Source organism: Lentibacter algarum (assembly GCF_018860975.1).
GTDB classification, from domain to species: Bacteria; Pseudomonadota; Alphaproteobacteria; order Rhodobacterales; family Rhodobacteraceae; genus Lentibacter; species Lentibacter algarum_A.
This window is the reverse complement of the sequence record NZ_JAHKQI010000002.1, coordinates 101,327-118,708: the sequence shown is the minus strand read 5'-3', so window position 1 is coordinate 118,708 and position 17,382 is coordinate 101,327. Positions and strand designations below refer to the sequence as shown.

At 56.8% G+C, this 17,382-nt stretch carries 15 protein-coding genes; 5 read left to right on the top strand and 10 right to left on the bottom strand.

Annotated elements, in window-relative coordinates:
* Positions 1 to 11: 11 nt before the first annotated feature.
* Together KO498_RS01235 and KO498_RS01230 are read right to left on the bottom strand one after the other, a co-directional pair.
* The gene (locus tag KO498_RS01235) at positions 12 to 1,364 is read right to left on the bottom strand and encodes an aminotransferase class III-fold pyridoxal phosphate-dependent enzyme (protein WP_215958053.1); all 1,353 of its coding nucleotides are present in this window, start codon (positions 1,362 to 1,364) and stop codon (positions 12 to 14) included.
* A gap of 60 nt (positions 1,365 to 1,424) precedes the next feature.
* Positions 1,425 to 2,171 (bottom strand): glutamine amidotransferase, encoded by a 747-nt coding sequence (locus KO498_RS01230; protein WP_215958052.1) that lies wholly within the window; start codon positions 2,169 to 2,171, stop codon positions 1,425 to 1,427.
* A 106-nt stretch (positions 2,172 to 2,277) separates the two neighbouring features.
* Here KO498_RS01230 and KO498_RS01225 point away from each other — a divergent pair, with 106 nt between their 5' ends.
* Together KO498_RS01225 and lpxK are read left to right on the top strand one after the other, a co-directional pair.
* The gene (locus KO498_RS01225; protein WP_215958051.1) at positions 2,278 to 3,492 is read left to right on the top strand and encodes a 3-deoxy-D-manno-octulosonic acid transferase; all 1,215 of its coding nucleotides are present in this window, start codon (positions 2,278 to 2,280) and stop codon (positions 3,490 to 3,492) included.
* Complete coding sequence (gene lpxK / locus KO498_RS01220) at positions 3,492 to 4,445, top strand: tetraacyldisaccharide 4'-kinase (RefSeq protein ID WP_215958050.1); 954 nt, start codon at positions 3,492 to 3,494, stop codon at positions 4,443 to 4,445. Before KO498_RS01225 ends, lpxK begins: the two co-directional genes overlap by 1 nt.
* A 91-nt stretch (positions 4,446 to 4,536) precedes the next feature.
* Here lpxK and KO498_RS01215 read toward each other — a convergent pair whose 3' ends face one another.
* Genes KO498_RS01215 through KO498_RS01205 form a run of 3 tightly spaced genes read right to left on the bottom strand, consistent with a single transcriptional unit; the run spans position 4,537 to position 6,786 of the window.
* Positions 4,537 to 5,649, bottom strand: coding sequence for a CaiB/BaiF CoA transferase family protein (locus KO498_RS01215; RefSeq protein ID WP_215958049.1), 1,113 nt, complete (start codon positions 5,647 to 5,649; stop codon positions 4,537 to 4,539).
* Positions 5,650 to 5,652: 3 nt separating this feature from the next.
* Positions 5,653 to 6,312 (bottom strand): thioredoxin domain-containing protein, encoded by a 660-nt coding sequence (locus tag KO498_RS01210; RefSeq protein WP_215958048.1) that lies wholly within the window; start codon positions 6,310 to 6,312, stop codon positions 5,653 to 5,655.
* Positions 6,313 to 6,324: 12 nt separating this feature from the next.
* Positions 6,325 to 6,786, bottom strand: coding sequence for a DUF721 domain-containing protein (locus KO498_RS01205; RefSeq protein WP_436835921.1), 462 nt, complete (start codon positions 6,784 to 6,786; stop codon positions 6,325 to 6,327).
* A 117-nt stretch (positions 6,787 to 6,903) separates the two neighbouring features.
* Between KO498_RS01205 and mutY the strand changes: the two genes are divergently transcribed.
* The 3 genes from mutY (at position 6,904) to KO498_RS01190 (ending at position 9,652) form a co-directional block, all read left to right on the top strand.
* Positions 6,904 to 7,959, top strand: coding sequence for an A/G-specific adenine glycosylase (gene mutY / locus KO498_RS01200; RefSeq protein ID WP_215958046.1), 1,056 nt, complete (start codon positions 6,904 to 6,906; stop codon positions 7,957 to 7,959).
* A 13-nt stretch (positions 7,960 to 7,972) separates the two neighbouring features.
* Entirely contained in the window at positions 7,973 to 9,106 is a 1,134-nt protein-coding gene (locus KO498_RS01195; RefSeq protein WP_215958045.1) for an alkane 1-monooxygenase, read from the top strand.
* An 84-nt stretch (positions 9,107 to 9,190) separates the two neighbouring features.
* Complete coding sequence (locus KO498_RS01190) at positions 9,191 to 9,652, top strand: YbjN domain-containing protein (RefSeq protein ID WP_215958044.1); 462 nt, start codon at positions 9,191 to 9,193, stop codon at positions 9,650 to 9,652.
* 2 nt (positions 9,653 to 9,654) lie between these two features.
* On the opposite strand, the gene rsgA is transcribed toward KO498_RS01190, so the two are convergent.
* The 5 genes from rsgA to KO498_RS01165 all read right to left on the bottom strand — a co-directional run bounded on the left by rsgA (position 9,655) and on the right by KO498_RS01165 (position 17,382).
* The gene (gene rsgA, locus KO498_RS01185; protein ID WP_215958043.1) at positions 9,655 to 10,722 is read right to left on the bottom strand and encodes a ribosome small subunit-dependent GTPase A; all 1,068 of its coding nucleotides are present in this window, start codon (positions 10,720 to 10,722) and stop codon (positions 9,655 to 9,657) included.
* A gap of 60 nt (positions 10,723 to 10,782) precedes the next feature.
* Positions 10,783 to 13,842, bottom strand: a complete 3,060-nt coding sequence (locus KO498_RS01180) for an efflux RND transporter permease subunit (RefSeq protein ID WP_215958042.1) — start codon at positions 13,840 to 13,842, stop codon at positions 10,783 to 10,785.
* Entirely contained in the window at positions 13,839 to 14,921 is a 1,083-nt protein-coding gene (locus tag KO498_RS01175) for an efflux RND transporter periplasmic adaptor subunit (protein WP_215958041.1), read from the bottom strand. The genes KO498_RS01180 and KO498_RS01175 overlap by 4 nt, the downstream gene beginning before the upstream one ends.
* Positions 14,918 to 16,054 carry an efflux RND transporter periplasmic adaptor subunit gene (locus KO498_RS01170; protein WP_215958040.1) on the bottom strand — a complete coding sequence of 379 codons (1,137 nt, stop codon included), beginning with the start codon at positions 16,052 to 16,054 and terminating at the stop codon, positions 14,918 to 14,920. Before KO498_RS01170 ends, KO498_RS01175 begins: the two co-directional genes overlap by 4 nt.
* Positions 16,055 to 16,257: 203 nt before the next feature.
* The gene (locus KO498_RS01165) at positions 16,258 to 17,382 is read right to left on the bottom strand and encodes a site-specific DNA-methyltransferase (protein ID WP_215958039.1); all 1,125 of its coding nucleotides are present in this window, start codon (positions 17,380 to 17,382) and stop codon (positions 16,258 to 16,260) included.

The following is a 17,382-nucleotide window of genomic DNA, read 5'->3' as shown; positions in this document are numbered from 1 at the left end:
GGATACTCAGATCAAACCGAGCCAAAACCCACATCCAGCGCGTTGATGATCACATCGACTTCGCTCTCTGAAATTGTCAGCGGCGGTGACATCAATACATTGTTGCCCCCAAGCCGAACCATGGCTCCGGTTTCATAAGTCGCCTTGTGAATGGCCTTCATCACAGCCATGTCCATCGGCGTCTTTTCAGCCTTGTTAGAGACAATTTCAACGCCGGTCATCAAGCCATGCCCTCCGCGCACATCGCCGATAATGTCGTATTTTCCAGCCAGAGCTTTCATCCCCTCAAACAGCTGTGTGCCGCGCGCCGCTGCGTTGGTTTTGGTGTCCAGACGTAGCGTCTCGCTCAGCGTCGCAGTCACCGCGGCTGCCCCAACAGGGTGCGCGGAATAGGTGTAGCCGTGGAATATCCCTGCTTCACCCGACGTGTCTTTTTCAAACACATCCGCCACAGCCTCGCTCATCATCGCCGCCCCAACAGGGAAGTAGCCTGAAGTAATGCCTTTCGCGAGGCTCATCATGTCGGGCTTCACGCCCCAGTGCCGCGCGCCGCTCCAGTCGCCGGTGCGGCCAAATCCGGTGATCACCTCATCAGAGATCATCAAAATTCCGTGCCGCGTGCAAATTTCCCGAAGCATCGGCATCAAGCTCTCATGCGGCACAATCACCCCACCCGCGCCCTGAATCGGCTCCATGATAAACGCCGCAATCGTGTTCGCCCCTTGGAAGTTGATCTCGTCTTCCATCGCTTGCGCAATAAGTTGCGCGAGCTTGGCAGGGTCGCTCTCGTTAAACGGGTTGCGGTAGTCGTACGGGCTCGGCAGGTGAAAGCAACCCGGCAAAAGCGGCTCGTAAGCAATGCGAAAACGGTTGTTACCGTTCACACTTGCACCGCCAAAATGCGTGCCGTGATAGCCCTTCTTGAGGCTCAAAAACTTGGTGCGCGTCGGCTCGCCCTTGATGCGGTGATACTGTCTCGAAAGCCGCAGACATGTCTCAACCGAATCAGAACCGCCGGAGGTGAAAAACACCCGCCCCATGCCGTCATCCTTAAAGAACTCACGCACAGCATATGACGCCTCAATCGCCGTCGGGTTACTCGTGCCCGCAAAGGCCGAGTAGTAGGGCAGCTCATACAGTTGCTTGGCAATCGCATCTTTGACCACGTCATTAGAGTAACCAAGGTTAACGCACCAAAGCCCGCCAACGGCATCAACAACTTCAGCGCCGTCAAGATCAGTGATCTTCACACCCTCGGCGCTTTTAATGATCGTAGGTGGGTGCTCAAGGCTGTCGCCGGGCGCTCCCATAGGGTGCCACATGTGACGCGCGTTGTTCTCTTTGAGGAAGTTATCATCTTTCATAGCGTGCTCCATCAGGCTGACCAATAATTTGATCAAATTTAGCACGCCGTTTGATTCTGTCTAGTCTGATAGCGACCGATAGCGCTCCACAAAGCTTCGCAAGATACTGGCGGGTGCCGTCACATTTGCGGTGCGGCACATGGCAATCAGGCCCTCGGCCTCTGCCGGCGCAAAGTAGCCTTTGTGCTTATAGATATTGATCCGGATTTCAAACTCGGCTCCGTCAGCCTCGGGGTGAAACTGCGTTGCGTAAACATTCTGCCCATACCGGATCATTTGGTAAGGGCAACTCGGCGCTTCAATAAGGTGTTCACACCCGTCAGGTAGGCTCTGCATTGCCTCTTTGTGCCCTACAAAGGCATCAAACCGCTTTGGCAAACCGGCACAAACCGGATCAAGTTCTCCGGCTGTTGTCAGCCTGCAATCAGCGGTTCCTACCGGCTCCGAGTAACGCTCCTTGCTAACATTTTGCGCAAGATGATGGCCCAGAATTCCGATCCCGTAGCAGCACCCCATGAAGGGAAAGTCGCGCTCGGTTATCTGCGGCATGAGGCCCAATATCTCAGCCTCAATCCGCGCTTCATCATCCGTTTTCTGTGCAGGTGCATCGCTCACGCACCCCGGCCCACCGCCGACAATAACACCGGAGAAATCATCAAGATTTAGCTCTGTTGGCAAAGCTTCTTGATCAAGCCTGATCCGCTTCACTTCATTCGCGTCCAAGCCCGCATTGCGGCAAATCGCAAAAAACTCGCTGTCGGAAGCCGCTGCTTCAGGGCGCAGTTGCAAGATCAAAAATGGTTTCATACCGGGCTCCATACTCGCTTCACTAAATGCATCGGCTTGACCATAGATGGCAATGCCTTAGGTTAACGCAATCGCGCAAAGAGGTTAATCACGTGCCAAGAGCCCAATGGTAAAACCACTGCTAACAGGCCTGCTTTCTCGTGGTGGACGCAGTCAAAAGTCGTCGACTTCGGGAAGCGCGGACGCGCAGGTCATTGATCTGTGGTTTCACGCGACAGAACCTGCGCATTTGCCGGCCTTTTTGCAGCTTCGCCGCGCCTTGCTTGCCGAACGGCCCGATCTTAGCTGCCTCGTCACCACCGACGGCAGCGTGCTTCAGCCCGAAGGCTTCGATCCATTCGTCGCTTGGCATGTGTTTACAAGTGACAAGCCCTCTGAAAACGCCCGTTTCTTCGAGAAATACAATCCTCGCCTTTGTCTTTGGGCCGGTGGCTGGTTAAGAACCGCCCTCATCAGCGAAACCGCCAAGCGGGGCACACCCTTGTTGATGATCGACGCTCAGTCACAAGGCTTGTTAACAGGTCGCTGGCGGTCTCTTAGCCACGCCGAAAAGCGGGCGGTTCAGGCCTTCGCATCCTACTTTGCCCGCGATGCAGAGGCCTCACTATTGCTAGAGCGCTTCGGCGTCGATGCCGCCGATGTCACTATCGCCGGCCGTATGCAGGAAGGCATTCCGGCTCTGCCCTATAACGCAACCGATCTGGAAGAGCTGCGCGGTGCAGTTAAGTCCCGCCCGACTTGGCTCGCGGCCTGTGCGCGGCTCGAAGAGCTTGATACCGTGCTTGAAGCCCACGCCAAAGCCAATCGCGCAGCACATCGCCTGCTACTGCTGCTTGTGCCCGACGATGAAGACGAATTTTCCGGCTTCAAACAGTCTCTAATAAGGCATAACTTGCGATTTTCAGTCTGGCCCGACCTTGCCGGAATCGCCGATGAAACAGCCCAGGTTTTACTCGCTGAAGACCCTTTCGAAATGGGCCTCTGGCTACGTCTCGCACCTGTTGCCTTTATGGGGGCTTCGCTCGTTCCGGGCTTCGGCGGGCACAATCCTTACGCTCCAGCCAACCTTGGATCAGCGATCCTATACGGCCCAAATGTCGGGCGTCACCTTGAAAGCTACTCGCGTTTCGCCAGCGTAGGCGGCGCCCGAATTGTCCGTGATACCGAAACACTCGCCGCCGCCGTCACACAGCTTTCCGCCCCTGACCGCGCGGCGCAAATGGCTATGTCAGCATGGGAAATCGCGACCGAGGGTGCCGAAGTAACTGACAAGATCACTGCCCTCGTTCATGATATTCTCGATAACTTGGGAGCTCCGTAATGCAAACCCCCAGTTTCTGGTTTCGCCCGTCAAGTTGGCAAGCCACGTTGCTCGCCCCAATCGGCAAGCTCTATGCATGGGGAACTGCCCGCCGCCTCTCGCGCGGCACGCCACAAAAACTTCCAATACCCGTAATTTGCGTCGGCAATATCAACGCAGGCGGCACCGGCAAAACGCCGACAGTTATCTATCTGCTGCAACACCTCGTCGGGCAGGGCCACACACCCCATGTCGTGACGCGAGGATACGGCGGATCACTCGTAGGGCCCGTGCAAGTCGTTGAGCGTCAGCACTCCGCGTCCGAAGCTGGCGACGAGCCATTGTTGCTGTCAGCTTTCGCCCCCGTCTGGGTGTCAAAAAACCGGTTAGCAGGCGCACAAGCCGCCGTTAACGCGGGCGCATCTCACATCATCCTGGATGACGGCTTTCAAGATCCGTCCCTGCATAAGGATATATCGCTCGTAGTGGTCGACGCCAAACGTGGTTTCGGCAATCAACGCTGCATCCCTGCCGGCCCCCTTCGCGAGCCTGTCACAACTGGTTTAGCGCGCGCCGAGGCTCTCGTTCTGATCGGCGAAGGTCCACAGCCAAACACCGGCAAACCTCTGTTTCATGCAATGTTAGAGCCGCTTTCTACCGGAATGGACTGGCAAGATACCCGCGTCCTCGCTTTCGCAGGTATAGGCCATCCAGAAAAGTTTTTCGCAACACTACGCAGCCTCGGCGCAACTCTTGTTCACACCGAGGCCCTCGCCGATCACCAGCCACTTTCGCAACCCCTCATGACCCGCCTGCTCGCCGACGCTCAGCGCCACAACGCGCGCCTTGTCACCACAGAAAAAGATGCAGTGCGGCTTCCCAAGGCTTTCAGACAGGAGGTGCTCACACTCCCCGTCCGCCTCAAACTCCAGAATCCCGAAGGCCTGAATGCACTTCTCGAAAGCCATACCTAAGTTCATTTTCTTGGAAAAAATATCCCGGGGAGCGCGAGGGGCTGGCCCCTCGCATTGATCGGATTTTGCGAAGCAAAATTCGAAAGCAGCCCTACCCGTCTTCGTTCAGCTTCGGTGAAGGTCGTTTCAACGCCAGTTCTGCATCCGAAAACACGAAAGGTGCTCGCACACCGGGCACGCCATCAAGCTCGAACTGCATCCCCCGGGCCTGCACATGTGGATCAGCAAACATCTCAGCCATATCATTGATCGGCCCCGCGGGAATTCCTTCAGATTCACAGCCAGCAAGCAACTTCGCTTTGGTCAGCTTCGCAGTTTCACCCATCAGGAGCGCTATCATAGCAGGCCGGTTCTTCACCCGATCAGAGTTGTGCAAATAGTCAGCGTGGTCTTTCATCCAGTCGAGCCCGAGAAGCCCGCAAAGCCGCTGGTACTGGGCGTCATTTCCCGTCGCAATAATGATATGCCCGTCAGCGCAATCAAACACCTGATAAGGCGTGAGGTTGGGGTGATAGTTCCCCGTGCGGCTCGGGGCGGTGCCGGTCGTCAGATAGTTCAGCCCTTGGTTCGCAGACACCGATACAGCCACATCCAGCAGCGCCATATCAACATGCTGCCCACGCCCGGTGCGCTCGCGCTGGTACAAAGCGGCCAGCACACCAGCAACAGAGTAAACACCTGTGAACACATCTGTGATCGCCACGCCGGCCCGCTGCGGTTGTCCGTCAGGTTCTCCGGTGATCGACATGAGGCCCGACATGCCTTGAATAATGTAGTCATACCCCGCGCGATGCGCATAAGGTCCCGTCTGCCCGAAGCCGGTGATCGAACAATAGATCAGCCGCGGGTTCACTTCCGCCAAGCTCTCATAATCAAGGCCATACTTCTTCAGTCCGCCAACTTTGAAATTCTCGATCAGGATATCTGCATCAGCGACCAACTCACGCACCTGCGCTTGCCCCTCAGGCGTGCGAAAGTCGAGCGCAACGCTGGCCTTGCCACGGTTGCAGGCGTGAAAGTAGGAAGCCGAAGTATCGCCATCACGCTCAACAAAGGGAGGGCCCCACTGGCGCGTGTCGTCACCTTGCGGGGCCTCAACCTTGATCACTTCTGCGCCTAAGTCAGCAAGCGTCTGCCCGGCCCAAGGCCCAGCCAGAATGCGTGCCAGTTCAACAACCTTTAGTCCTTCAAGCGGCGCATTCATGGATTACTCGCCCAGTTGGGCGTCAATCGCAGCTTTGACTTTGGCGTAGTTGTTTCCGGCAATCAGCTCGTCACCAACAACAAAGCTCGGCGTTGACCGGATAGCATGCACATCTGCGTTTTCTTGAAACCAGAAAAGAAGGGACTGCGCTTGAAGATCATCATTGAGGCACGCATCCGTTTGTTCTTCAGTCAGGCCCGCAACGAGCGCGATCTTGCGCAAAGCAGCCGAGATATTGTTCGGATCACCGTCACCAAGCCAGTCTTGCTGGCCTTTCATGATCAAACCGGTGAGGCCGTAAAACTTTTCTTCGCCGCCGCACCGCGCGATCATAGATGCCCAGAGACCAAAGCGATCAAAATAGACTTCCCTGAAAGTGAACTGCACTTTCCCTGTGTCGATGTAGTCAGCCTTGAGCTTGTCAAAACTGTCCTCGTGAAAGGCCCCGCAATGTGGGCAGGTGAAAGAGGCATACTCAATCACTTTCACTGGTGCATCCGCGTCACCGAGCGTCATTTCAGGAACATCTAACAGGGCCGCGGCAGATGTTTCTTCGGAGGGTGCGCCTTGCGCAGCCTCTTCGCCTGCGCCCAAATACATGTAAGCGCCGATGCCAAGTGCCGCGACAAGCACGATCAAGGCTATGATAGAATTCCGGTTCATGAAGATACTCTCTTATTTTCGTTTGTGTTTGGATAAGACGTTTTGGCCAAGGGCCGCAAGCGCTTCTCGTAGGCCGTCATCGCCAACCTGCGCTGCATGTTCGTTCACTTCACGCGCAATTTCCGGGTCAACCGCCTTCACAGCAGCAGCGCCCTTGCGGTGCACAAAGTCAACTTGCCCCTCGGCAAAGCCGCGTGCGTGCGTCTGAGTTATGCGAATGCGGGAAATCGCGTTGTAACCGTAGGTCGCGTTTACTTTCTCGCGCAGCTTCACCTTTTGCATCTCAAGCAGCGGCGCATTTGAGCCGGTGGTCAGCAAGCAAAGTGTCGCTCCCAGCGCACCTTTGCCATAGTTCACCTCAACAGGGCGGCTGATCGCGGCAATATCACTGCCCGCGATCTCCTCCCAATGAGTCAACAGCCGCGACACAGCAAAGCCGCGCTGTTGCGAAACAGATTTGATCTGCCCGTTCATCAGCGTCACAGCGCGCTTGAAGCCGCGGCCTCGTTTGTTGGTAGCTTTGTTCATCGCGCACATGTTAGCCCTGCTGTGCGTCGTTGCACAGGTGAGAAAGTGAACAAGGTATAAACAATGCGTGAGAATGCCACCTCATCCGACTTGCTCGCTTGGTATGACGCTCATGCGCGCAGGCTGCCTTGGCGCACAAGCCCCGCTGATCGCCGCGCTGGCAGACAGCCTGACCCCTACGCAGTCTGGCTGTCCGAGGTCATGTTGCAGCAAACAACTGTCGCCGCCGTAAAAGCCTACTTCACGCGGTTTATGCTGCTCTGGCCAACAGTCGAGGCCTTGGCAGCAGCACGCGACGAAGACGTTATGGCCGAGTGGGCAGGCCTTGGTTACTACGCCCGCGCCCGCAACCTGCTAAAATGTGCGCGTGAAGTTACAGAGCTGGGCAGCTTTCCCGACACCCGGGATGGCTTGCAAAAGCTCCCCGGTATCGGCCCCTACACCTCGGCAGCAATTTCGGCGATCGCCTATGATCACCCCGAAACCGTGCTTGATGGCAACGTCGAGCGCGTCATGTCGCGGCTCTATGCGGTGCTTGAGCCACTGCCCGATTCAAAAGAAAGCCTGCGAGCGCTTGCTGCCAGGTTAACGCCAAATCATCGCGCCGGTGACTACGCGCAAGCGGTGATGGATCTCGGCGCAACCGTCTGCACGCCGCGTTCGCCAACATGCGGTCTCTGCCCTTGGAGCACCGCTTGTCTGGCCCGCGAGCAAGGCATCGCCGACACCCTGCCACGCAAAAAGCCCAAAGCGCCCAAGCCAACCCGCCTCGGCATCGCCTACATCGCCAAGCGTGCTGACGGCGCTTGGCTGCTAGAGCGTCGGCCAGACAAGGGCCTGCTCGGCGGCATGCTCGGCTGGCCCGGTGCGCCTTGGGGCGAGGAGCGTATCGCCCAACCGCCACTAAAAGCAAACTGGCAACTGCTTCCTGAAGAAGCCCGCCACACTTTCACGCATTTTCATCTGCGTCTTGATGTCCAGATAGCGCATCTTCCCCTTGAGGCGCGCGCTCAAGGGTGCGAGTTTATCGACAGGCACAGCTTCAAGCCGTCGTCGCTTCCGACAGTCATGCGCAAGGCGTTTGATCTCGCTCAAAGCGCCTTCGACGAACCTAAATGAGTAAGAGGACACTATGCTAAACGCTGATCAAGTTTCAAACCTAAGCCGCGTATTGCCCTTCTTCCTGTCGCTCCTGCTCATCCCCCTCGCTTGGGTCGGTGCGCTTAACGGCGGCTGGACAGTTATCCTCTTGCCAATCGCCACATGGTATCTCTTCTCCGGCCTCGACGCTGTGCTCGGGCTAAACACCGAGAACGCCGATCCCGAGATCGGCGACGAGCATCTGCAAACCTACGCCTTGGTCACAAAGCTCTGGGCTCCGCTTCAGTTTCTCATGCTCTTCGGGCTTATCTACTACGTGCCCCGCGCCGAACACCTCGGCACCCTCGAAAGCATCGTACTGTTCTTTGGCGTCGGGGTTATCACCGGCACGGTTGGCATCAACTACTCTCACGAACTCATGCACCAAAAGAACAAATTCGAGCGCTGGCTCGGTGATATCCTGCTGGCGATGGTGCTCTATTCGCACTTCCGCAGCGAGCATATGCTGGTGCATCACCGCTACGTCGGCACGCCCCGCGACGCCGTCACAGCGCGCTACAACGAGGGGTTTCACCGCTTTTTCCCACGCGTTCTCAAGCAGTCATGGCACTCGGCCTTCGCCGCCGAAAAAGCCATGTTGGCGCGCAAAGACGCCGAGTGGACAGACACCTCAAACCCTTTCTTCCGCTACTGGGCCTTGCAAGGCGTCATGCTCTTGCTCGCCGTTCTGCTGTCTGGCTGGGCTGGCCTTGGCCTCTTTATCCTGCAAGCCTTCGTGGCGATATGGCAGCTTGAGCTGGTCAACTACGTCGAGCACTACGGCCTGACCCGCAAGCACCTAGGTGATGGCAAATATGAACACGTTCAACCGCATCATAGCTGGAACGCCGCGCATAAAGCGTCAAACTGGCTGTTGATCAACCTGCAACGTCACTCCGACCATCACTACAAGCCTGATCGCCGCTATCCGTTGTTGCAAAACTACTCGCAAGCCGAAGCACCGCAACTGCCCTACGGCTACCCGGTGATGACAATGCTCGCCTCTATTCCCCCGCTCTGGCGCGCAAGGATGAACCCGCGCGTGCGCAAATGGCGCGAGATGTATTACCCCGAAATAACCGACTGGAAGGCCTATAACAAAGGCAGCAACCCTTCGCCGCGGTGATATCTCCTCAGCAGAATGCTTGACAATTCAAGCCTCATTCCTTTCGTTAGGGGGGCCGAACATTTGATGAAAAGGAACTACTTAATGCGCCACTTTATCTATTTTCTAACCGCGAGTCTGGCTTTCAGCACTCCAGCATTTGCCGAGATAACAGGCTCTAGCCCACAGTATATCGCCAAACTGATAGGCGACGCGGGGTATCGTGCCCAAATGGAGACTTCCAACGATGGCGCCCCACGCATTCGCAGTGCCGCAGAAGGTGTGAACTTCTCGATCTGGTTTTACGGCTGCAAAAGCTCAAGAGGCTGCAACTCGATCCAGTTTTCCGCGGGCTTCGAGATGAAAGACGGCATGACCCTCGCGAAAGTGAACGAGTGGAACCGCAAAAAGCGGTTTGGCAAAGTCTACGTCAACGATGACAACAACCCGTTCATCCAAATGGACGTCAATCTGGACTATGGCGTTACCGACAAAAACTTCATGGACACGTTTGACTACTGGCAAGTCGTGCTCGACTCATTCAACGACTTCCGCACAGGCAAGTAAGCTCACTTCTTACCGTGCTTTTTCACCTGCTTAATGACGCGCCCAAGGCTCTTGTCCTTAGCCTTGCGCGCACTCAGGCTTTCCGAGTTAAAGCTGTCCTCCGCGACAAGCTTTTTCCAACGGGCGATGCGCGCAGCATCTACGTCTCCGGCTTCTAGCGCCGTTTTCACAGCACAGCCCGGTTCGCTCTCATGGGCGCAATCGCGAAAGCGGCACTGAGTGCTCAGCTCCTGCAAGTCAGCAAACACATCACTCAGCCCGCTCGCAACATCCGTCAGCTGAAGCTCTCGCATGCCGGGCGTGTCGAGCACACAAAAGCCCGCTTCCATGATGTGCAGCTGCCGTGTCGTTGTGGTGTGCCGTCCGCGCGCATCGCTTTCGCGTATCGCCTGCGTGTCGATATCAAGCCCGCCTCCCAGTGCGTTGGTCAGCGTTGACTTGCCAACACCCGACGAGCCAAGAAAGGCAACAGTCTTGCCCGGCTTGCACCACTCGGCAAGCTTGCTTTTGGGCTCGTCACCGCGCGCATCAATCGTCACCACCGGCACCATATCCGAGATCGCACGCGCCTGTTCAACATAGCTTTCAACATCATCGCACAAGTCGGCCTTGGTCAGCAAAATCACCGGATCGGTCTTGTCCTCAAAAGCCAGGGCGATGTAACGCTCAAGCCGCGCAATGTTAAAATCGTCGTTGCAGGAGGTGACGATAAATGTCGTATCAAGGTTCGCCCCGATCATCTGCACGGCCCGCACACGCCCCGGAGCACGGCGCTTGATCAGGCTCTTGCGCTCAAGCACAACACTGGCGGCCAGATCGTCCTGATCAAGCAACAACCAGTCACCGACAGTGGCGTCATGGCGCGGCGGAATGAGTTTATCTATGCCCTCACCAACAACCTGATGCGCACTTCTGTGCACTTGCGTCACCCGAACAGGTGGCGTCTTCTCCATCGTGTCGGCATCGGTCTGCTGGGCAAAAAACGCTTGCCAGCCAAGTTTTTGCAACACCGTCAGCGGCGCCGGTTCTGCCGGTTCTCCAAGGGAAAACTGTGAATAATCTCGCGTCATACCTTTGTGTAACCTATGCCAAGCCACACACAAGCCATACTACAGATCCGCTGGCATACCCTAACTTGCTTGTGCCTCAGAATCCTCGTCTTCCTTCACATTGAAGACCGCCAGATAAAGCGCCGGCACAAACATCAGCGTGATAACTGTGCCAACAATGATTCCGCCCATCATTGCAAAGGCCATCGGCCCCCAGAATATCTGCCGCGAAATCGGAACCAGAGCCAAACTGGCCGCCGCCGCCGTCAGCAAGATCGGGCGCGCACGGCTATCACTGGCCTCAAACACCGCGTTCCACGCCGTGTATCCCTTGTCGCGCAGCACTTCGATCTCATGCACAAGAATGATAGAATTGCGGATCAAAATCCCGATCAACGCCAAGACTCCAAGGATCGCAACAAAGCCCAATGGCGCACCTGACGGAACAAGCGCAGCAACCACACCGATCAAGCCCAGAGGTGCGGCACACAGCACCACAAACATCAGCCTAAAGCTCTGCATCTGGACCATTATCAACATCAGCATGATCAAAAGCATCAATGGCACGACCGCAGCAATCGGGCCCTGACTGTCAGTGCTGGCCTCAACGGCACCACCAACTTCAGCATGATACCCAAGCGGCAAACCAGCGTTGAACGCGTCGATGCTCTCCTGCAAATCAGCAACAACTGTAGCTGGCTGGTCGTCACTCGCGATCGCCGCCTTCACCGTAATAGTCGGTGCACGGTTGCGCTGGTGGATCACCGGTTGCTCGGTGTCAAAACCAAAGGTCGCAACCGCCCGTAGCGGAATAGCCTTTCCGTCCGAGGCGCCCAACTGCAAATCAGCCAGTGCCTCAACAGACTGGCGCGCCGTTTCATCACCGCGTCCGAGGATATCAACCAGATAGGCTGCATCGCGCAGCTGCGTGATCGTAACCCCGTCATAGATCGCGTTCAGCGACGCCGCGATGTCGCGTGGTGAAATGCCAAGCTGGCGCGCCTTGTCTTGCAATATCTCGACGCGGATAACGCGGGCCGGCTCGTTCCAGTCCATCACCACGCCTTTCAGCCGGCTGTCCTGTGCAACCAAAGCCGCGAGGTCTCTCGCGTGGTCCCGCAGCGTGTCGATATCCGGCCCGCTCAACCTGTATTGCACGGGGCGGCCAACGGGCGGCCCGATCTCAAGCAGCTTCACAAAGTTATCAACCCCGGGAAAGTCGCTTGCGACAATCGCATCAAGTTCGCTTCGCAGGGCATCGCGTGCGGCAATCGTCGGCGTTTGAATCACGATCTGTCCGGTGTTCACACCCGGTGTTGGAACGTCGGACGCCAGCAGGAACCGAGGCGCACCACGCCCCACATACGACGACCAGAACAACACGTTTTCATTGTCAGCAAGATGCGCTTCCAGCCGGTCCATCTCGGCGCGGGTGGCCGCGATCGAGGCATTTTGGGGCAGCGTCACGTCAACCATCAGCTCATGCCGGTCCGAGACCGGGAAAAATTGCTGCTCGACAAATCGCATCCCGAAGATCGACCCGCCGAACATCAAAACCGTCAGGCCGATTGTCACCCAGCGATAACGCATCGCCGCGCGCAAAATGTTGTGAAACCGGCGCCGAACGCGCCCCGGTTCGCCGTCGTGGTGTTTCATCTTTGCAGGCAACAACGTCACCCCGATCAACGGTGCAAACAGCACGGCCACAATCCACGACACAATAAGCGACACCGCGATCACCACGAACAGCGAGAACGTGAACTCGCCCGCCGCCGAAGTGTTCAGGCCAATCGGAATAAAACCCGCAACCGTAACCAAGGTGCCGCTGAGCATCGGAAAGGCAATCGAAGTCCAGGCAAACGACGCCGACTTTGCCAGGCTCTCGCCCTTCTCCAGCCGCGTGATCATGGTCTCGATCGCGATCATCGCGTCGTCAACCAACAGCCCCAGCGCGATAATGAGCGCGCCAAGCGAGATGCGTTGCAATGTCACTCCGGCATAGTCCATCACCACAAAAGTGATCGCCAGCACCAGCGGTATCGTCAGCGTCACCACCAGCCCCGCACGCAGCCCCAGCGAAATGAAACTGACAGCAAGAACGATCAGCACGGCCTCTAGCAAGGCTTGCAAAAAGTGGTTCACCGCCTCGTCAACAACATGCGGCTGATCAGCAACTTGGTGAATTTCAACACCGATCGGCAATTCAGCCTGAGCCTGTGAAATCACCTGCTCAAGATCAGCTCCGAATTCGATGATATTCGCTCCTTTGCGCATCCCGACAGCAAGGCCGATCGCCTCTTCGCCATTGTAGCGGAACAACTCCGATGGCGGATCGGCATAGCCACGGCGGATTTCAGCAACATCCGCGAGCCGGAAGAACTGATCATCGACCCGCAGGTTAATTTCCTCAAGGCTGCTCGCATCGGTGAACTGCCCGCCAATGCGGACAAGCACTTGCTCGGCGCCCGCGTCAATAACACCCGAGGGCAAAATCGCGTTTTGCGCCGCAAGGGTTGCCTCCACCGCTTGCTGGTTAAGGCCAAGCGCGCCCAGCTTCTCGGTGTCGAATTCCAGATAAACAACTTCTTCGCGGACGCCAAAAAGCTCGACCTTACCAGCGCTGTCTAGCGCCTGTATGGCGCGACGGGTGCGTTCGACATAGTCGCGCACCTCACGCGGCGTAAAACCGTCTGTGGTAAAGGCATATAAATTGCCGAACACATCGCCGAAATTATCGTTGAACTGAAAACCGGCGAACTCCTCGGGAAAGTCGCCTCTTATGTCACCCATCATGTTGCGCACAGTTTGCCAGATACGCGGCAACTCGCTTGCCTTGGTGGTTGGCAGCAACTCCAGATAAACAAGGGTTTCACCCGGTCGGGTTACAGAGCGGGTGAAGTCAAGTTCCGGCAGGTCTTCAAGCTTCTTTTCAATGCGGTCAGTCACCTGCGTCAGGGTTTCCTGAACATCGGCCCCCGGCAAAGCCCCCGCGATGATCATCACCTTGATCGAAAAGTCAGGGTCTTCCTCGCGGCCGATATTCACATAGGAAATCACCCCCGCAACCAGCGAAATGATCATCAGAAACCAGACAAATGATCTGTGGTTCAAGGCCCAGTCTGAAAGGTTGAACTTGCTCATTTCGTCACACGTGGGCCAACGATCTGCCCATCCTCAAGTGAATTGATGCCCTTGATGATGACCTCATCTCCCTCGCCGACGCCGTCCGTTATCCGGACACGCGATCCGAAAGTGCCGCCGAGCGTGACAGGTTTGAGGTGCACAGCATTGGTATTGCGGTCTACAATCCAGACAGCCGGTGTGCCTTCAGGATCAACGATGGCGCTGCGGTTCAGGCTAACACCGATCTCGGCATTTGCGGCAGGGCTGACACGCACCAACGCCCCCAACCGAAACCCGACCGGAGGCGCAGCCATCGTCAGATGGGCACGGCGTGTGCGCGTGGCGCTCGCCGCTACTTGGTCAATCCGCGTCAGCGTCGCTTGCGCAGTGACACTGTTGTTGGCCGCAAGCGTAGCTTCAAAAACGGTTCCGTTTTTCAGGCCGGCAACGCTATGTTCGCTCATGTCAATAATGATCTCTCGGTTTGATGTGCCCGCAAGGCGCACCACAGGCTGGCCAGCCGTAAGAGATGCTCCTGCCTCGTGGTAAACCTGCGTGATCACCCCGTCTTGGGGAGCAGTCAAAGTGGCAAGGCTGCGCATGTCTTCAGCGCGCCGCAAAGTCGCGAGCGCCTGCTCAAGCTGGGCTTCAGCCGAGGTCAACCCGCGTGCCGCATCTTCAAGACGGGTCGCACTGTCGACACCGCGCTGCAACAGCTCGCGGGCTCTGTTCTCGTTGTCTCGGGCCGCACGAAGTTGCGCAGTGGTAACAGACACACCGGCTTCAGCGGCGCGCACATCAGCCTCAAGGTCTTCAGGGTCAACCAATGCAAGAACATCACCGCGACTTACCAGATCACCTGTCTCGGCAGGGCGCTCTGCAATGGTGCCGTTCATCGGAAACCCCAAATCTGTCTCGGCGCGTGCGACAACAGTTCCGACAAAATATGTCCTCTCGCCACTTTGCGCATTCACGATTTCCGAAAGCACCGGGCGTGGTGCTAGAGAGGTCAGCGGCGTGGTTGTATCGGCGTCGCTGGCAACGGCTATAGCGGGCATAGCAAACACAAGCGGCAGCAGGAAAGTCGCAATCTTCATTGGCCTGCCTCCGCGCGCTGCACAACCCGCCCCGGGTAAAGCAGTTGCGCCCCCTTCGCGACAACAAGCGTGCCCTCTTCAAGCCCACCAGCCAGAATGATGCGTCCGGTTTCAAACCTGTCAACCGTCACTTGCTTCAGTGAAACCATCATGGTTTCCGGATCAACCACCCAAACAGCAGGGCCATCCGCCGTCGCCGTCATCGTCGTGAACGGAAGGTTGATTTGTTGCTTAACCTCAAAGCTCGCAGTGCCGCGCACAGCGTCACCATACGAGAGGTATGAAGGCGGGTTGATAACCGTGACTTTCGTTGCAACTGTGCCGGTTTGAGCATCAACCAAAGGTGAGATCTCTCGGGCCTCGCCTTCAAAATGCTGACCGGGGTGTTCTATCAACTCAAGGTCAATGCCAAGCTTCGGGCGTGGGACAGTCATCAACACTTCCGAAACGTTGAACACAGCGTCAAACCCGTCACCAAGCGCCAGTTCCAGAACGGTTTGCGCCGCGCCAACAACCTGTCCCGGCTCAACCGTCCGGTCGATAACCACTGTCGCAGCCGGTGCCAGCAACATTGTGTCTGTCAGCGCTTTAGAGGCGCGCTCAAGATCAGATCGGGCGCGGATAAGCTGCCCCTCGGCAATCCGCTCGGCATCAGCGGCGTTGTCTCGGTTGATGCGCGTCGTCGCGCCTCGTTCCAGCAAAGCATCCTGCCGTGTCAGGTCTTCTCTTGCTTGCCGGTGGTTTGCTTGCGCCGTCAATACACCAGCTTGGGCAGCCCGCAATGCCTGCTCTTGTTGGATTGACTCGATCTTGGCCAGAGGTGTTCCTTTCGCGACGGCATCGCCCTCATCAACAAACACATCAGCCACACGCCCCCCAACTGGAAACGATGCATTCAGCGTATTGCGTGCAGTGATCTCGCCTGTCAGCGAATAGCTCTGGCTTTCCGCGATGGTGGTCGCTGTAACAATTTCAACTGTCAGCGGCGCGTCTGCGGCAACAGGCAAAGCCAATGCCTGCGCAAAAGCAATCAAAGCTGTCAGCTTGAGCGGAGCAAGCCTTGGCACAACTCTAACAACGTTAAACCGTGCTCCAGCTTGCTCGGGTTCTGAGTCTGGTTTTTGGTAGGCCATCGCATCGTCCTAGATCGGGTAGACACCGCAGTTAACACTATCTTTGATTGCGCTTTGGGCGGTAAGGCTACACTTAGTCCCGCCAATTCCGATTAACAACACTTCACCAACAACAAAAAAAGCCCCGTCTCTGGAGGAGAACGGGGGCTTAAGTTGTGGTGCCGCAGAGTCAGGCCGCAGGCACCGGCGGTGTTAGGTATAGGTTAGTTGCGCATCTCGGCTCGGATCTGCTGGCGGAACAGATCAATCGGAACCCGCTTGCCGTCCTTTTTGAAGCACCAGTATGTCCAGCCGTTGCAGCTTGGCGCACCTTCAAGGTGAGCACCAACTTGGTGAATGCTGCCTTTGATGTCGTCGCCGATCAACGTGCCGTCGGCGCGCACTTTTGCCTTATGGCGGCCATTCAAAGAATAAAGTTCTTCGCCCGGGCGCAGCATGCCACGCTCCACCAGCTGCCCGAAAGGCACCCGTGGCTCGGCGCGTTTGCTCACAGATACTTGCAAAGCTTCTTTGTCAAACTTGCGCACATTGGCAATGCGTTTTGCGGCAACCTTGCGGTATTCTTCCTCGCGCTCGATGCCGATAAACTCACGGCCCAGCATCTTGGCGACCGCACCTGTTGTGCCGGTGCCAAAGAACGGATCAAGCACCACATCACCGGGGTTGGTCGAGCCAACCAAAACGCGGTGCAAAAGCGACTGCGGTTTTTGTGTCGGGTGGGCCTTCTCGCCGTTGTCATCTTTCAGGCGTTCGCCGCCGTTACAGATCGGCAGAACCCAGTCAGAGCGCATCTGAATGCCCTCATTCAAGGCTTTAAGCGCCTCGTAGTTAAACGTGTATTTGCTGCTTTCGGTTTTGCCGGCCCAGATCATCGTTTCATGGGCGTTGGTAAAGCGTTTGCCGCGAAAGTTCGGCATCGGGTTTGACTTGCGCCAAACAACGTCGTTCAAAATCCAGAAACCCTGGTTTTGAAGCTCGGCACCCATGCGGAAGACGTTGTGATAAGAACCAATCACCCAGATCGCGCCATTCGGCTTCAGCAGACGGCGCGCAGCGGCAAGCCATTCGCGGGTGAACTTGTCGTAAACCTTGAAGCTGTCAAACTGGTCCCAATGGTCATCAACCGCGTCAACCTTGCTGTTGTCAGGGCGGTGCAAATCACCCTTGAGTTGCAGGTTATAGGGCGGATCAGCAAAGATCAGATCAATGCTCTCCTCCGGCAGCGCGTTCATGCGCTCAATGCAGTCCCCATCCAAAATAGTGTTAAGTGGAAGCACCGCAGGAGTGTCTGCTTTCGTGCTTTTCGTCTTGGTCAGTTTGGTTTTCAT